At 48.8% G+C, this 17,360-nt stretch carries 14 protein-coding genes; 5 read left to right on the forward strand and 9 right to left on the reverse strand.

Features of this window, described 5'->3' with window-relative positions; all coding sequences use genetic code 11:
* Nucleotides 1–60: 60 nt before the first annotated feature.
* From GOC95_RS07475 to pip, 6 genes are all read right to left on the reverse strand, one after another.
* The gene (locus tag GOC95_RS07475; protein WP_275356527.1) at nt 61–1,335 is read right to left on the reverse strand and encodes an outer membrane protein transport protein; all 1,275 of its coding nucleotides are present in this window, start codon (nt 1,333–1,335) and stop codon (nt 61–63) included.
* Nucleotides 1,336–1,407: 72 nt separating this feature from the next.
* Entirely contained in the window at nt 1,408–3,483 is a 2,076-nt protein-coding gene (locus GOC95_RS07480) for an EAL domain-containing protein (RefSeq protein WP_275356528.1), read from the reverse strand.
* A gap of 6 nt (nt 3,484–3,489) precedes the next feature.
* A complete protein-coding gene (locus tag GOC95_RS07485; RefSeq protein ID WP_275356529.1) occupies nt 3,490–4,029 on the reverse strand; it encodes a YfiR family protein in 540 nt (179 codons plus the stop codon).
* Nucleotides 4,030–4,253: 224 nt separating this feature from the next.
* Entirely contained in the window at nt 4,254–5,762 is a 1,509-nt protein-coding gene (locus GOC95_RS07490) for a tetratricopeptide repeat protein (RefSeq protein WP_275356530.1), read from the reverse strand.
* Between the two features lie 124 nt (nt 5,763–5,886).
* Complete coding sequence (locus GOC95_RS07495; RefSeq protein ID WP_275356531.1) at nt 5,887–7,161, reverse strand: YhjD/YihY/BrkB family envelope integrity protein; 1,275 nt, start codon at nt 7,159–7,161, stop codon at nt 5,887–5,889.
* A gap of 27 nt (nt 7,162–7,188) precedes the next feature.
* The gene (gene pip, locus GOC95_RS07500) at nt 7,189–8,133 is read right to left on the reverse strand and encodes a prolyl aminopeptidase (protein ID WP_275356532.1); all 945 of its coding nucleotides are present in this window, start codon (nt 8,131–8,133) and stop codon (nt 7,189–7,191) included.
* Between the two features lie 302 nt (nt 8,134–8,435).
* Between pip and GOC95_RS07505 the strand changes: the two genes are divergently transcribed.
* The 5 genes from GOC95_RS07505 to GOC95_RS07525 all read left to right on the forward strand — a co-directional run bounded on the left by GOC95_RS07505 (nt 8,436) and on the right by GOC95_RS07525 (nt 14,177).
* Nucleotides 8,436–10,301, forward strand: a complete 1,866-nt coding sequence (locus GOC95_RS07505) for a PQQ-binding-like beta-propeller repeat protein (RefSeq protein ID WP_194749158.1) — start codon at nt 8,436–8,438, stop codon at nt 10,299–10,301.
* A gap of 245 nt (nt 10,302–10,546) precedes the next feature.
* Complete coding sequence (locus GOC95_RS07510; RefSeq protein WP_194749159.1) at nt 10,547–11,422, forward strand: quinoprotein dehydrogenase-associated putative ABC transporter substrate-binding protein; 876 nt, start codon at nt 10,547–10,549, stop codon at nt 11,420–11,422.
* 222 nt (nt 11,423–11,644) lie between these two features.
* On the forward strand, nt 11,645–12,127 hold the full coding sequence (locus GOC95_RS07515; protein WP_194749160.1) for a cytochrome c: 483 nt from the start codon (nt 11,645–11,647) through the stop codon (nt 12,125–12,127).
* A 140-nt stretch (nt 12,128–12,267) separates the two neighbouring features.
* The gene (locus GOC95_RS07520; protein WP_275356533.1) at nt 12,268–12,777 is read left to right on the forward strand and encodes a c-type cytochrome; all 510 of its coding nucleotides are present in this window, start codon (nt 12,268–12,270) and stop codon (nt 12,775–12,777) included.
* Between the two features lie 74 nt (nt 12,778–12,851).
* Entirely contained in the window at nt 12,852–14,177 is a 1,326-nt protein-coding gene (locus tag GOC95_RS07525; protein ID WP_194749161.1) for an NAD(P)/FAD-dependent oxidoreductase, read from the forward strand.
* A gap of 66 nt (nt 14,178–14,243) precedes the next feature.
* Here GOC95_RS07525 and lplT read toward each other — a convergent pair whose 3' ends face one another.
* Genes lplT through GOC95_RS07540 form a run of 3 tightly spaced genes read right to left on the reverse strand, consistent with a single transcriptional unit; the run spans nt 14,244 to nt 17,300 of the window.
* Entirely contained in the window at nt 14,244–15,410 is a 1,167-nt protein-coding gene (gene lplT, locus GOC95_RS07530; protein ID WP_275356534.1) for a lysophospholipid transporter LplT, read from the reverse strand.
* Nucleotides 15,411–15,431: 21 nt separating this feature from the next.
* On the reverse strand, nt 15,432–16,826 hold the full coding sequence (locus GOC95_RS07535; protein WP_194749163.1) for a PhoH family protein: 1,395 nt from the start codon (nt 16,824–16,826) through the stop codon (nt 15,432–15,434).
* 12 nt (nt 16,827–16,838) lie between these two features.
* A complete protein-coding gene (locus GOC95_RS07540; protein WP_194749399.1) occupies nt 16,839–17,300 on the reverse strand; it encodes a peroxiredoxin in 462 nt (153 codons plus the stop codon).
* Nucleotides 17,301–17,360 lie beyond the last annotated feature (60 nt).

A 17,360-nucleotide genomic window follows, 5' to 3' on the forward strand; every position in this document is an offset into this window, starting at 1 on the left:
ATTGACTTGTCACAAATGTGGGAGCTCGGTTGAGCGGTGCGCGCGCAGCGCCCTTAAGCCTTAGAATTGGTGGTTAAACTGCAGGCTGAGGATATCAGCACTGCCATTGTATTGACCGGCCACCAGCCCCCTGCTTGGCGTAAGCGCCCGCTGGTCGTCATAGATACTGGCCTCTTGGATAAACAAATGTGCATAGCCAACATCCAGTTTTGTTTCATGACTGTATTGCCAGCTCGCGCCCAAAGACAGCCAGATACGGTCATTGCCAGGAATGCGGGGGGTTCTATGTTGCTTGTCTATGGCTTCTTGATCGTAAGCAATGCCGGTTTTGAGTTTGAGTGTGTCTGAGTAATGATAATTGAGCCCGACCGAATAACGTAAGGTATTGTTCCAGTGTTCCTGCGTGGTCCCAATAGCAGTATTCGAGCCATTATCGCGCATGATGCTCAAGGCTTTGAACCGGCTCCAGCGTGTCCAGGTGATGTCTGTCAGTAGCTCCCAGCGGTCGTCCAGTCGGCTGAAACTACTGAGCGAAAGCGTTTCAGGCAAGGATAAATCTGCTGTAATGTTGGTATTCAATGTGCTCGATGGACTCGCATTGGCCAACGTGAAAGGGGAGCGCGCTTCCCCCTTCAAGTGCTGGTCGACTTTTGAACGAAAAGCCAAGCCTAGCCGGGTATCGGGCGTGACTTGATAAATGGCGCCCAGGTTGTAGCCAAATCCCCAGTCGTCTCCCTTGGTTTTAATCGATGATTCTGCGGCCCCTAAATTCACTGCACTGGTCAGCTCTGCCTGTGCCCACATGGCAGACACGCCAAATCCCAATGACCACTGGTCATTGAGTTTCCAGGCCAGTGATGGGTTGATGTTGACGGTTTTAAGCTCGGATTTAATGGCTTGAAAGCGGCCAATCCAGTTGTTGTCGTACTCGGTTTTGAGTCCAAATGGGCTGCCAATACCGAGGCCGATTTTGAGTTGATCGTTTATGTCCTGCTTGTAATAAAGATTGGGAATCGCCGCAAAACTGCCCAAATTACCGCCTTCTCCATTTAGAGATGGATTTCTGGCTGCTTGACTACCTTGATTATCAAAATTTCCCCTGACATTAATCAGGTTGACTGCACCCACGATCTGACGCCCCTCCAGGTAAGTCATCCCAGCCGGGTTGAAGAAAATCGTACTGGCATCCTCTGCCACGGCAGCCGCTCCGGCAAAGGCATTCCCAAGCCCGCTGCCACTTTGTTCGGATAAGGCAAAGCCTGCTGCCTCAGTGACTTGATGGGTGCTGACCAAAGCCAGCCCCAGCCAGAAACTGGTAGATTTCAAACGTAACATGGATCCCCCTAAAACGACTTTTTTGATTTTTTTAAGCTTGATCACTACACTCATGCGTCGTGATCAACGGCATTAATTTTCTGCACTCGCAATTTTTCTGAACACTGCCGGAATGCTTTCCGGGAAGTCTGCCATAAACGTGGTGGTTTGGCTCGCAGATAAGGCCGCACTGAACAAGTAACCTTGCACATGATGGCAGAGTTTGTACTGCAGGTATTCAAACTGGATTGCGCTTTCCACGCCCTCTGCCACCACTTTTAAATTGAGGCTGACCGCTAACGCAACCAACGCGTCGACAATCGCGATATCGACTTTGTCATGCGGAATGCCCGCCGTAAATTGCTTGTCAATTTTTAAAATGTCTACCGGCAATTGTTTCAGGTAGTTCATTGACGAGTGGCCAATGCCAAAATCATCAATCGCAATGCCTATGCCTAACTGCTTCAGTGAGTAAAGGATTTGTTTGGCAGAATCAATATTACGCATGACCATGGATTCGGTAATTTCCAGGTTCAGGGTACGTGGCGAAATGTGGTAAAAATCTAGTGCATGACGGATAGTGTCTGACAGGCTATCGTCATCAATCTGGCGCGAAGAAATATTCACATTCATGAACAGATCCTGGTCAAACATCTCTTGCCACATGGCCAGTTGCTTGAGTGACTGGTGAATCACCCAGGCACCGATACTGATAATCAGGCCCGAGCCTTCCGCCAGATGGATAAACTGGTCAGGGCTGAGTAAACCTCTGGTTGGATGACGCCATCTGAGCAAGGCCTCAAAGCCGATGGTTTTCAATAGCTGTGTATGGATGATGGGCTGATAATAGAGCTCCAGCTCCTGATTTTGCAGCGCGAAGTGCAACGCCTCACGCAGGTTACGTAGCTCGGAGGTATTGGCTTCATCCATTTCACTGTAAAAGCGATAGGTGTTGCGACCCGCGTCCTTGGCTTGATACAGCGCCACATCCGCGTTTTTCATCACTTCGGTTTTAGAGTCAAATCCGGCTCTCAATTGCGCAATGCCGATGCTGACCCCAATATTAATTTCATGGTCATCGACGATAAATTGGGCAGAAATCGTCTGGATAATCCGTTTGCAGACTTGCTCGATTGTTTGTCGGCCTGCGGCATCCAGCAGAATGGCAAACTCATCGCCACCCAGGCGGAAAATCGCATCCTTTTGTGCCAGGTTGCCGCGCAGGCGGTGCGCCACTTGCAGCAACAACTTGTCCCCGGTGTTATGGCCAAACGAATCATTGACGATTTTAAAACGGTCCAAGTCTAACAACAGCAGGTACACATTGGCTGGGCCATTGGACGAAGCGGTGATTCTACGCGTAATCGCTTCTTCAAACGCGTGACGGTTCAGTAATTGGGTATTTTTGTCGTAGTGCGCCAGGAACTGCAATTTTTCTTCAATGACTTTGCGATGTTCCAGTTCGGTTTGTAACTGAGCATCACGCTGCCGGATGCTTTCCAGCATATTGTTGATGTCATGGCCTAGCATGCCGATTTCATCCTGACTACGGATGCTGATGCGTTGGTCATAGTGATGATTGCGAGTGATATTGCTGACAAAGCTTTGTAAGGCGTGAATCGGGTTAACGATATTGCGGTTAAGTCGCCAGATAATCAGACAGCCGACCAGCGCGGCTGCCAGGACCGCAATGGCGTTAGACCAGGCAAATCCAATCAGCACATCGACAATTTGCGCCTGCTTGATGGTTGCTTGCAAGGTGCCCACCGTTTTTTCATTCACCACGATAGGCGTCTCGACTTCCAGATCCTTGAAAAAAGGGTAGAGCCATTGCCAGACGGCGGTGGATTGTGGATGCTGCGGATAGAGTTGCTGGATTGCTTGTTGCTGCTGGTTAAAAATCGTGATGCTGCGGATATTCTGATTATCCGTCAGCGGTTCCAGTGTTTTGGTCAGTGAGTTGACCTCCCCAAACATGACCGCGGGTCCAATCGAGGTGGCCACGACCTGGGTTTGCACCAGAATGTCACGGATCATGTGGGTGCGCAGATTGTGATAATGGCTGCCAAATGCAAACACGATAAACACCAGAAACATACTCAGTGTCATCACCAGCTCGGTGAGCAGCAGTTTATGGGCAATCTTGAGGTGAGGCAGCAGTTTTAGCATACAAAATCACTGAATAAGGTTAGTTGCCAGTTTCATCAAGCGGGAGTCGAACACGATGCCGGCCTGTTTGGCCGCGCCCAAACGCAGCATGAACTGATAGCGTTTGTCTAGCTCGCTGATTTCTACATGGCCAAACTCGGCAAACTTGTTGCCCTGATGGACAACCGTGAGCACGGACTCTTTTTGAATAATCTGCTGCAATTCTAACGGCTTTTGTGAGACGACATCTTGAATATATAGCAAATTACAGCGTTTCACATCGGCTTGTGTTTTCAGCGTCACTAAAAAAATCGGAGATTGTTGTAATTTTTGCGATTCCAGCGAGGTGGCCTTGAGATGACCAATGTCTTCCTCAAACGCACATACCGTGTAAATCTCCTGGCGTGGGCGATAAGGCGTCTGACTCAACAGGGCCAGATTGTAGAGTAACTCACTTTTTGAGGTACGTGCCTCGTCCACGCTGGCATGTGCTTGCTGGATAAAGCAGGGGTAAAGCAGGAGAAGCAGCAAGCGTGGAAAAAAACAAGACTGGCGCGCTGAAATCATCTTGATCTGACTCCAAAAGGGTGAGGGATCTGATCGAACGGTTTAGATTACAATGGGTTGCGGGCCAGTTTTAAGGCATTGCCACGGCCAGCTTACCGTCTGATGCAATGCCTATCATACCTTGCGGCCACCTATCTATAATCAGCAAAATTGATAAATTCTGTATCGGTTTGATAAATTCATCAAACTAAAGGATTTTTTCTGGCTTGTGAACCTGCAGGAGATTAATAGTCACTATGTGTGAAGCCGGTTGGCGTCACGGGTTTTAAATCAAAGGCAATGCAAATGCGTTCTGCGTCTGCCTGAAACGGGATCGTTCTATGAAAGAGCGAAGAGGGAAACAGCACAATATCTCCAATCGCCGGCTTGATATAACGTGTCGGAAACCGGTCATGCAATTGCGGGTATTGGTCGCCATGCGTGCCATATTCAAAGGCGCCTTCCTTTTCATCCTCAGTCTCCGGCATGGCCAGGTAAACCGCGCCGCTGATCCAGCCGATTTCATGGATATGCGCATCCAGATGCCCGCCTGTTTGCATCTTGACATACCATGAGCTGGTGAACTCCAGTGCTGATGGAAAATGCGTAATTAAGGCACAGTCCGCATGTTTATAGTGTTCGTGGTATGAGCGAAACTCTCGCTTGACGATTTCGCCCAGTGCCCGGAACGAAGCTTCCGCACGTTTGAATAAGTTGCCAGCAGACTGTTTGCCGTGAGTGAGCCGCGCTTGTTTGCGTTCAGCAATATCTGCTTGCGCGATATCGTTCAATAACTGTGTGAGCAAGGGGCTGCCAGGGGCCAGCTCAGGCAGGCTGCGGTGATAGACAAACGAGAAGCCATCGGGGCAAAACTGGTAAGGGTCCGGCTCGCCATGATTGATGCTGTAGTGCGTAGAGAGGGTGGCAATAAACGGTGCCGTGTGCGGGCCTTGCGCAAGCATTGCATCGCGACGTTGTTTAAAAACCTCAAATTGTTCGGCGCGATATAAACAATACAAGACTCTCGCTTGCCAGTCTTCCAGTTGCGATGTCTCAAAGTAAGGGATCGCTTCTTCGAAGCGCTTGGCCAAATATAGAAACTCGCCCATGTTGTAATTGGCTGCAGCATGTTGGGGATTGCGCTGCAAGGCTTGCTGATAGCAGTTGACCGCCCGTGTCATATCGCCCTGATCGCGCCAGGTTTCCCCCAGATTGTTATAGGCATCGGTGTAATTTGGGAACAAATCGATGGCACGCTCATAGCTTTGTACGGCGGCTTGCAAGTCGCCTTGATCGCGCAACACGGTACCCAGATTAAAATGACCGCGTGCATCTTGCGGCTGGATGCGCAAGCCGCGCTGATAACTGGCGACCGCTTCGTCCAGCCGGCCTTGCTTTTGCAATATCGTGCCCAGATTGCCATGGGCTTCAAAAAATTGTGGATTCAAGGCAATCGCTTTGGCATAAGCTTGCTCCGCGGCAACCAGGTCATTCAGATGTGTTTTAACAATCGCATAGTTGAACCAAAGCTCAGGGACTTTCGGGTTTAGGTTTAAAGCATGTTGGTAAGCCTCAGCCGCTTGCGGGTACGCTTGCTGTTGATCGAATGCTAGCGCCAGCAAATGATGCAAGATAAATTCGCGAGGATGTTGCGCCACTAAATGGCGAGCACGTTGAATGACTGCCTCGAATTGGCCGCGATTCAGTTGCTGTATTAATGCATTGATCTCTTGTGCGAGTGGAATAGCCATCATGAAAAATTCCCAATATAGTTACAATTTTGTAACAGATATTACAATTTCGCAATGATTGCGTGTGTTGATCTCCCGCAAATGGTGATTGTCTAAAAGGGGATTGGGTGCCAAAAAGGCAGGTGGGTTAGTGGGGGCGGGGGTGGTCTGAGCGCTGTTTGAGCAGTCTAACGGCAATTTCAGGGGCTTGTTCCAGCAAGCTGTGCATGTAGTCGCTTTCTATGCGGATGACGGATGCGCTCTCGGAGACTACCACCACACTGGCGGTTGCCGCTTGTTGAGAAAACAAGGCCAGGTCACCAAAGAAATCGCCAGACTGCAAAATGCGCACGGTGCTTTCCTGCCCATTAGTGTGCTGTGTCATATGCAAAATGCCCTCGACCACCATGTAATAGTAGGTACTCAATGCGCCTTGACGGATGATGTGGTCGCCTTTGCTATAGGACTGTCCAAAGATCTGTGTCAGCGCTTGCAGGTAATGCTGCTGATTGGGCACATCATCAAACAGACCTTTCAGTAGCAATACTTCTTTTTGTTTCAGCGAGACCATCAATTCTATGCCCGCCAAAAAGACGGCAAAGTTGAGATATAACCAGCTGATCGAGACAAACATGGCTTTCATGCTGCCAAACACGGCGCCAAAATTTTTATTCACCGTTAAAAATAACCCGAAGGCAGGGCGCATCAGCATCCACACCGTCGCCGTCAGCAAGGCTGAGATGAGCAAATGACGCCACTGGATGGGGAGAGGACAAAAACTATGATAAAAGCCGGCGATCAGCAAGGTGGTCAACAAGAGTGAAGCCAGCCAGCCGACTACGCTGATCATCGCCGTTGGCAGGTGCTGCGCCAAAAAGACAATTACTGATTCCAGCACAAAGCCCGCTGCGGTAAACAGGAAGAACACCAGCAACACGCCCAGCACTGCCATGATGTCCCGCAGCTTCTTATGCCAGAATGAGGGGACATCCTGGCGGCTGGCAATCAGATAAAAGCTGGAGCGCATATGCGCAGCCAGAGGGGTGATGGTCCATAACAGAATAAAGAAGCCGACGGCACCCCAGGCGGCTTCGGTTTGAGTGTTGTGATACACCTCTACCATGATGCGCTGGCTAAATTCCGGGAGCAGATTGCTGGTCAGGATGGCCAGCTTCACGATCGCATAATCCGATGAGTACACCAAGTGGCTGAGTAAAAAGAAAATCAGCACAATCAGCGGGATCAGCGCAAACAGGGCATAAAACGACAACGCTGCCGCCAGCGCCATCAGGCGGTGGCGAATCACACCATGCCAGGTGGTCTGCACCACAAATAGTGGCGTGCAATAGGTATAAGCCGAGAGCTGCTGTTTCAAGCCTTGCCATTGCTGCTGCAAGGTTGACCATAATACGGATGGCATCATATTGCGTTTAGTGGCTCAGTCTGCGTCTCATAAATGCTTATATTGTTCTGTGGCGTTCAGCAGGGCAAGGCAGGTACCTGCCTCCATCGCGGAGTGACCAGCATCCGGCACCATCACAAACTTGGCGTGAGGCAGAACTTGGCTCAGTGCCCAAGCCGTTTGCGGTGGGCACACCATGTCATAACGGCCCTGAACAATTGTCGTTGGAATGTGTGTCAGTTGCTTGCCCGCATCGGAGAGCATCTGCTCACCATCCACAAAGCAGAGATGCCGGATGTAGTGAATTTGTACCCTTGCGCGGGCGAGCTCCACCTGGCCATCCGGCGCGCTGCTGTCTGCCTTGGGCAGCAGGCTCATGATGCTGGATTCAAACGCATTCCAATGAATTGCCGCCGGAATACTGACGACGGGGTCAGGATCGAACACCTGGGTTGCATAGTACTCCAGTACCTGGCTGCACTGCGCTTCTGGGACTGGGGCTAGCAATGTCTGCCATGCTTCAGGAAAGAACAATGCAACCTGTCCCAGAAACCAGTTAATTTCATGTGGTCTGCTTAGAAAGATGCCACGCAAGGTCAGGCTGATCACCTGATTCGGATGTTGATTGGCATAAGCCAGCGCCAGGGTGCTGCCCCATGATCCGCCGAAGACATGCCAGCGTGAAATATTTAGCCTGGTCCTAATCTGTTCAATATCGGCAACCAGATGTTGGGTTGTGTTGTCTTGAATTTCTCCCGCCGGCATGCTGCGGCCGCAGCCGCGCTGATCAAACAGAATGATGTGGTAATGCGCAGGATCAAAAAAGCGCCGTTGTGCAGGATTGCAGCCGCTGCCCGGGCCACCGTGCAAAAAAATCACGGGAACCCCTTCTGGATTCCCGCACTGCTCAACATAGATAGAATGTAACGAAGTGGCAGCAAGATGCCACTGTTTGAATGGTTGGCATTCGGGAAAGAGGGCGAGGTTCTTCATAGAGGGTTTTCTTTAACTATTTGATTTTATTTGTGAAAATTTATTTCCAATGAGACGGTGGAAAAATTCAAAAAATAATTTGAAAAAATTGTAACCAATTTGTAACCAAAGTGTTGCAATTGAAAACAAATTGTTCTATATTGCAATCCTCACATGTGGCAAGTGACAATTTCCAAGTTAGTTCAGGATAATTTCCCTTGTCTCTGGTGTGTAAAGTGTGTGCCTTTTATGCTCATTCCTAGTGTCAGCAAATCAGGTGCACACCTAATATTAAACCCTTAGTACTAACTTTGGAGATCAATATGCAAGTTAACAAAATCAAACTGGCCCTGGGTCTGGTAGCTGCTTTGCCAATGGTTGCATTCGCTGCTGCTGACCAAGAAGCTGCGATGAAAGATGCCAACAACTGGGCACACCCACGCGCTAACCATTTCAACCAAGGCTACAGCAACCTGGCTCAAATCAACAAAGGTAACGTTAAAAACCTGAAAGCTGCCTGGACATTCGCAACCGGTGTAAACCGTGGTCACGAAGGTTCTCCAGTGGTTGTGGGTAACATGATGTATGTACATACAGCATTCCCAAACAACGTATACGCTCTGGATTTGAACGACAACCAAAAAATCGTTTGGTCCTATTTCCCAAAACAAGACCCAAGCGTACAAGCAGTTCTGTGCTGTGACAACGTTTCTCGTGGTCTGGGCTACGGCGACGGCAAAATCTTCTTGCAACAAAACGACGGCATGCTGGTTGCTTTGGATGCAAAAACCGGTGCTAAAGTTTGGGACGTTAAAAACACTGATCCAAAAGTCGGTGCAACTAACACCAACGCACCACACGTGATCAAAGACAAAGTACTGACCGGTTGCTCAGGTGCTGAGTTCGGCGTACGTTGCTTTATTGTTGCTTACAACATTAAAGATGGTTCTCTGGCATGGAAAGCCTACTCTACAGGCCCAGATAGCGAAACATTGCACGACGCTAATACCAACAAAGAAAACCCACAGTACAACGCGCTGTCTGTTTATGAAGACGTGAACGGTGGTAACAAACAAGGCGGTTCTTTCAAAAAGATCCCTAACGACCAACTGAAAATCGGCGAAAAAGAACTGGGTACACGTACTTGGTTGAAACCACAAGCGGTGAAAGACGGCTGGCAACATGGTGGTGGTTCCGTATGGGGCTGGTGGCCATATGATGCCAAGACAAACTTGGTATACTACGGTTCAGGTAACCCATCCGTTTGGAACCCAGACGTACGTCCAGGTGACAACAAATGGTCCATGACAATCACTGCACGTGATCTGGACACTGGTGTTGCTAAATGGGCAATGCAAATGACACCACACGATGAGTGGGACTACGACGGTATTAACGAAGTGATCCTGTTCGACAAAGGTGGCAAAACATACGCATGGCACCATGACCGTAACGGCTTTATCTACACATGGCAAGCTAACAACGGTACATTGGTTGCTGCTGAAAAAGTGCACCCATTTGTTAACTGGGCTAACAGCGTTGACCTGAAAACAGGTGTACCAGACAAACTGGCATCTGCTTCTACACACCAAGACTACAACGCTAAAGGTGTATGTCCAGCGGCTCTGGGTACTAAAGACCAACAGCCAGCGGCTTACTCACCAAAAACTGGTTTGATGTACACACCATTGAACCACGTATGTATGACATACGAGCCAGTTGAGTCCAAATACGTTGCTGGTCAACCATGGGTTGGTGCGACACTGACTATGTTTGCTGGTCCAGACGGCGTGATGGGTGGTTTCGGTGCTTACGACCCAATGACCAACAAAAAAGTTTGGTACAACAAAGAGAAGTTCTCTGCTTGGGGTGGTGCTCTGACTACAGCTTCTAACATTGTGTTCTACGGTACATTGGATCGTTGGTTCAAGGCTGTTGATGCACAAAATGGTAAAGAACTGTGGAAATTCCAAGTGGGTTCCGGTGTAATTGGTAACGCATTCACCTACGGCCATGCTGGTAAACAATACGTTGGTGTATTGTCTGGTATCGGTGGTTGGGCTGGTGTTGCGATGAACTTGGGTATGACTAACGACACAGACGCACTGGGTGCTGCTGGTGGTTACAAAGAGTTGACCAAGTACAACGCTGCTCCTGGCGGCGGTGCATTGAACGTATTCTCACTGTAATTTGAGCTTGTCTTAAATTATCTAATAGAAGTACGTTGACTCCTTAACACCCTGCTTAGGCAGGGTGTTTTTTTTCATGAATTTCATGATTAAAAACCATGAACAGGAATTTAAGTAGGGCTTCCCTACAAATCAATACGTATTCGCGATAAGATGATTGAGTTTGTCGTGAATTCATCGAACTTTTGCATATGATTAAGTTCAAAAAACGACAGGAAACAATCACAAAAAGGAACGAAATCAAAATGAAAATATGGAATATGCTGGGTGCGGTGGGATTGGTGTTGGCAACGCAATCATGGGTGTCTGCTGAGGAGATCGAAATCCCTTCAATCAACCCGGATGAAGGCCGGATCGGTGAGGTACGTCGTGTGGCTGATGAATCAGAGTTCAAGGTTTGTTCTGATCCCGATAATATGCCTTACTCTAACTTGAAGCTTGAAGGATTTGAAGACAAGATTGCAAAAGTACTGGCCGATGACCTGGGCAAGAAGCTGAGCTTCCAATATGCCTATAACCGTCAAGGGTTTCTACGTAATACCATCAATGCGATGCGATGTGATGTGATCATCGGTATGACCTCAGACTTCGATGGGTTGAGAACGTCCAAACCCTACTATCGTTCAGGACATGTATTTGTCTGGCGCAAAGACAGCAATTACGACATTACCAACTGGGATTCGCCAGATTTGAAAAAAGGCATTATCGGGATTGTTGACAAGAGCCCAGCGACTATCCCGCTCAATGATTACAACTTGATGACGAATGCACGTCCTTACCGTTTGCAGCGCGATCTGAATTTGCCAACCAGCTTCATTATTGATGATCTGGTCAAAGGCGATATTGATGTCGCTGTGATGTGGGGTCCTATCGCTGGTTACTACGTTAAAAATTCCAAAGTCCCGCTGGAAATGCGCTTGATTCCTGAGTACAACAAAGTCAACCTCAAAGGTAAGGAGTATTGGAATATTTCAGTAGCTGTCCGTATGAAGGACAAAGACCGCATCAAAATGATTAATGAAGCTTTAGAGCGCAACAAAGACAAGATTGATGCGATTCTTAAGGATTATGGTATCCCCACCGTGCCAGTTGTTGAAGGCGACAGTGTGTATAAAAAATAACAGTGCTGTTGAAAAAGTTTTATAAACAGACAGTTGCTAATGACAAGGAAAAAAAAACACAGTAAAATCGTTGGCTTGTTTTGAGATGGCTGTGTGATAAATTCTGTCATTATTAATGAATTATTCGTCAACCGTTTCTGGAACGATTCGTTAAATGAGCATGCGGTAATTGTTTGGTTTACCACTTGTCGCCGCTCATTTTGTTTAGGATTAGGAGAAAACATGTTAGGCAACACACTTAAATCAGCATTGTTGATTTCCTTGATGGCATTTGCCACAGGCGCAATGGCTGATATCACTTTTTCAGCAACTCAAGACGGTTCCACCTTGAACATTGACAAAGCTTTGTTCGATACAGATGCTGCCAAAGAATTTTTGGCTACTGGTAAAAACCCATACATCGGTAACGAAGACGCTATCAAAAAAGGTAAAAAGATTTTCAACATGTACTCATGTGTTGCCTGTCACGGTGGTAAAGGTGAAGGCGCTGTGGGTCCAGGCTTGATCGGTGCTAACTTCCGTTACGCTAAAAACGCAACGAACAAAGGCATGTTTGAAACCATCTGGCACGGTACCAACGGTGGTATGGGTGCTAAAGGTTTTGGCCTGATGGCGCCAGATGATGGTTTGAAACCAGATGAAGTATTGAAAGTGATTGCCTTTGTGCGTAGTAATAGCAACGTAGGCATGACAGGTAACGAATAACTCGTTACGAATAAAAACGGTCACTTAGGTGACCGTTTTTTGTTTTTATGGCACAATTAAAGCGTGCTGTGTGAAGCTAAAATAATAATAGACATGGCAGGATTTTAAGGAATAACACTATATAAAACCTGGGGGTAACGATGAGAAGTTTATTATTGACGACATTGCTGGCAGCAATGTTGGCGGCATGTAACAACGGTGGGCAATCTGCTGGCGCTTCAGCAGAAGGTGGCGGTGTCAAGGCGATACAATTTGTCACCACCCAAGATGGTCAACCTATGGAAATTGACCATAAAATGTTTGATACACCTGCTGCGAAAGAATTTTTGGCGACGGGTAAAAACCCTTATATTGGTAACGAAGAGGCGATTAAGGAAGGCAAGAAAAAGTTTAACCTGTTCTCTTGCGTTGCTTGTCATGGTGGTCATGGTGAAGGCGCTGTCGGGCCTGGCTTGATTGGCGAGAATTTCCGTTATGCGAAGAATGCAACCAATAAAGGCATGTTTGAAACAATCTGGCATGGCACCAATGGTGGCATGGGTGCAAAAGGTTTTGGCTTGATGGCGCCAGATGATGGTTTGAAGCCTGACGATGTATTGAAAATCATCGCTTTTATTCGTAGTCATGCCAAAATTACTGGTAACGAATAGTCGTGTTATTTGAGGTGTTGTGCGCGCTTGGCAGTACGGCAGGCGCGCTTTTTTATTGAAGGATTAATGTGAGCGTGACTGACGAAAATGATTTACACCATGTCATTATTGTAGGTGGTGGTGCAGGTGGCCTTGAATTGGCGACCAAGTTGGGTGACTCCTTGGGCAAAAAGAAAAAAGCAAGGATCACGTTGATTGATGCAACGCGAACCCATGTCTGGAAGCCGCTGTTGCACGAAATTGCAGCGGGTAGTATGGATCCGGATCGCCATGAGCTGGAGTATCTGGCACAGGCACATTGGCATCACTTCAAGTTCAGGCTGGGCCGGATGGATGGGCTGAATCGTGCAACACGTGAAGTGTTTTTGTCGCCGGTACATGACGAAGATGGGAATGAAATTATTGCGCGCCGTTCATTCAAATACGATACCCTGATTATCGCGGTGGGTAGTACTACCAATGATTTTGGCATTAAAGGGGCACGTGAGTATTCACTTGCCTTGGATACCCAGGCGCAGGCGCAAAAATTCCATCGCTATCTGCACAACGCATTATTGCGTGCACAAACACAGCCTGAACCATTAAAACCCGGTCAGCTTGAAGTGGCGATTGTGGGCGCTGGGGCGACGGGTGTCGAGTTGGCGGCTGAACTGCACAATACTACGCGTGAGCTCGCCGCCTATGGTCTGGATAAAATTGATGCCGATCGTGACGTCAAGATTTCTCTGATTGAAGCAAGTGACCGTATTTTGCCAGCATTACCACCCAAGCTTTCTTATGCGGTCGATGTTGAATTGCGTAAACTGCGGGTGAATGTGTTTACTGGAGAGCGTGTGACTGAGGTGTCTCCCAAAGGCATCACGACGCACAGCGGCCGTACGATTCCTGCGGAGTTGGTGGTGTGGGCGGCTGGCATCAAAGCCCCGGATTTCCTCAAGGATATCGATGGGCTGGAAACCAACCGCATTAACCAGTTGGTGGTGAATCAGCATTTGCAAACCACTCGGGATACGAATATTTTTGCGTTTGGTGATTGTGCAGCCTGTCCATGGCTGGGGCATGACGCGACGGTTCCTCCACGTGCGCAAGCGGCACACCAGCAGGCTTCGCTGCTGATCAAGACGGTGAAGGCGCGTGTGGCTGGTAAAGAATCGCTGCCAGAGTTCCACTATACCGATTACGGCTCACTGGTCAATTTGGGCAAATACTCTACCGTGGGCAGCTTGATGGGTGCCGTGGCGGGGGGCAGCATGTACATTCAGGGCTTGTTCGCACGCGTGATGTACCGTTCCTTGTACAAGATGCACTTGATGGCATTGCACGGTGTGCTGGCGGTGATTGTTCACACCATCGGTCGTATTATCTCAAGACGTACCGAGCCACATGTCAAATTGCATTGATCGCTAGACAGCAAAAAGGGCGCTCAGGCGCCCTTTTTTGTTGATTGTATCAAAGCTGCGTTGCGCTTATCGCCGGATATGTTTGCGATAAACCAGTGTGATCAATGACATGCTGAAGATAATAAATACCCCGAAGATGGCCACAATGCTATTAATCTCTAGCTTGGCGCCTACCATCCAGGTGTAAGCGCCTAATAGCAGCAAGATGCCAATATTCTCGTTAAAATTCTGTACGGCAATCGAGTGCCCGGCGCCGAGTAAATGATGGCCCCTGTGCTGTAATAAGGAGTTAAGCGGCACCAGAAAATAGCCTGAAAGCACACCAATCACAAATAGCAGGATCCCTGCCAAAATGGGGCTGTGGATCACCATCATGCTCATCACCAGAATCCCCATGTAAATGCCTGCCGGTAACACTTTCACGGCATTCTCCAGCTCGACATACTTGGAAGCGATGATTGAGCCGATGGCGATGCCAACGGCAAGGATGGCGATCAAATAAGTCGCTTGTTGCTGAGAGAAGCCCAATCTGACATCTGCCCACTGTAATACCACGAATTGCAAGGTGGCCCCGGCGCCCCAGAACAAAGTGGTGACGGCCAGCGAGACCTGGCCTTGCGGATCTTTCCACAGCGTCATAAAGGCATGCCAAAAATCTTTGAGCAAAAACCAGAGCGTTTTTTGCGCTACTTTGTGGTCAATCGGTACTTTGGGAATGTAGTAGTTGAACGCTGCGGCCAGCAAATATAGGCACATGATGCAGGCAATGCCCATGTATGGATTGTTGGCAGACAACGTAGAACCCAAGACCGGCCCCAGAATAATGGCGGTGACTGTGGTGCCCTCCATCCATGCGTTGGCCTTGATTAACAAATGCGATGGCAGCATTTCCGTCAAAATGCCATATTTCGCTGGCGAATAAGCGGCAGCACCTATCCCCACCACAGCGTACGCATACAGGGGCGGCACGCCCGCCAGTGCCATCAGGCAACCGATAAACTTCAACCCATTGCTTAAAAACATGACCCGGCCTTTGGGCAGCGCATCGGCAAAGGGGCCGACAAAAGGCGCGAGCACGATATAGGAAATCACGAAAAATTCGCGTAGAAGTGGTTCGTGCCAGCTGGGTGCGTTAAGCTTTGCCAGCAGGGCAATCGCAGCAAACAGCAGAGCATTATCTGCGATTGCCGACAAAAACTGGGCAATCAGTAAGGTATAGAAGCCTTTGACCATAAGAAGCGAGCAGACGACTGTCTACAAGACCTCTGCCGCAAAGTCTGCCAGACGTGAGCGCTCACCACGTACCAGGGTGATATGCCCGTTATGCGCCCAGTTCTTGAAGCGGTCAACCACATAGGTCAATCCCGAGCTGCCCTCCGTCAGGTAGGGGGTATCAATCTGGGCAATATTGCCCAGACAGACCACTTTGGTGCCCGGTCCGGCCCGCGTAATCAGCGTTTTCATTTGTTTGGGGGTGAGGTTTTGTGCTTCGTCTATGATCAGAAACTTGTTGAGAAAGGTACGCCCACGCATGAAGTTCAGCGATTTGATTTTAATCCGGGTACGAATCAGGTCTTGGGTGGCTGCACGGCCCCACTCACCCACATCTTCATCGGTTTTGTTGAGCACATCGAGGTTGTCCTCAAGGGCACCCATCCATGGCGCCATTTTTTCCTCTTCCGTGCCAGGTAAAAAGCCAATATCTTCGCCGACCGGTACCGTCACACGGGTCATGATAATTTCCGAATAACGTTTTTTATCCAGGGTTTGCGTCAGGGCGGCGGCGAGGGTGAGCAAGGTTTTACCCGTCCCGGCCTGCCCCAGCAGCGTAACAAAATCAATGTTGGGATCCATCAGCAGGTTGAGCGCAAAGTTCTGCTCACGATTGCGCGCAGTGATGCCCCACACATTGTGTTTGGGGTTCATGTGGTCCTGCACCACTTCAAGAATGGCGGTATTGTCTTCAATCTTGCGCACAATAGCGTGAAACGGTTTGTTGAACTCATAAAACACGAATTCGTTTACAAGCAAAGACTTGACGATAGGCCCGCTGACTTTGTAGTACATGCGGCCAGATTCTTGCCATGAATGCATGTCCTTGCTGTGCAAGTCCCAAAAGTTTTCAGGTAGTTCGCGCAGGCCGGTATACAGCATGTCGCTGTCTTCCAGTACCTTGTCATTAAAGTAATCTTCAGCCGCCACGCCCATGGCACGGGCTTTGATGCGGATGTTGATATCCTTGCTGACCAGGATGACATTGCGTTTGGTGTGTTGTTTTTTGAGCGCCAGCACCACGCTGATGATCTGGTTGTCGGCCTTGCTGCCAGCGAGGCCTGGTAAATCTGTTGGCACATGCTCGGTTTGGAAAAACAGCTTGCCCGTTAAATGACGGTTGCCTTGAATGGCAAGCGGACAGCCTTCCTCAAGGTTGCTTGTTTCATTGCCCCCCATGATTTCTTCAAGAAAACGGCTGGCCTGGCGCGCGTTACGTGCAACTTCGGTCAAGCCTTTTTTATTGTTGTCCAGCTCTTCCAGGGTGACCATGGGAAGGTAGACGTCGTGCTCTTCAAACCTGAATAGCGACGAAGGGTCGTGCATCAAAACGTTGGTATCGAGGACAAAAAGCTTGGTTTGTGGAGCACGGGCCATAGAAAATCACTTTTATGAGTGGGAAGACTGTATGCTGGCTAACACCTCAGCGGCATGACCATCGACTTTGACACCGCGCCATTCGCGCACAATGATGCCTTGTGGGTTGATCAGAAACGTACTGCGCTCAATGCCGCGAACCTGTTTGCCATACATGTTTTTCATTTTGATCACATTAAACGCCTGGCAAGCGATCTCATCGCTGTCCGAGATCAATTCAAAGGGAAAGCTGTATTTGGCCTTGAAGTTTTCGTGCGATTTGAGCGTATCACGCGAAATGCCAAAAATGATGGCATTGGCTTCGAGAAATGCGGCATGCATGTCACGGAACTGCATCCCTTGCGTGGTACAGCCTGGGGTGGAATCCTTGGGGTAGAAATACAGGACGAGGAACTTGCCCAAATAGTCTTTGCTATTGAATTGCAGGCTGGAGGTCGCTGGTAAGCTGAGTTCTGGAACAGGTGAATTTAACATAGTTGACATCGCTATCACTTAATCACATTGTTGATAAAAATACAAAATTAAGCAAGCACA

It is taken from the genome of Methylophilus sp. YYY-1, from assembly GCF_029132825.1.
GTDB classification, from domain to species: Bacteria; Pseudomonadota; Gammaproteobacteria; order Burkholderiales; family Methylophilaceae; genus Methylophilus; species Methylophilus glucosoxydans.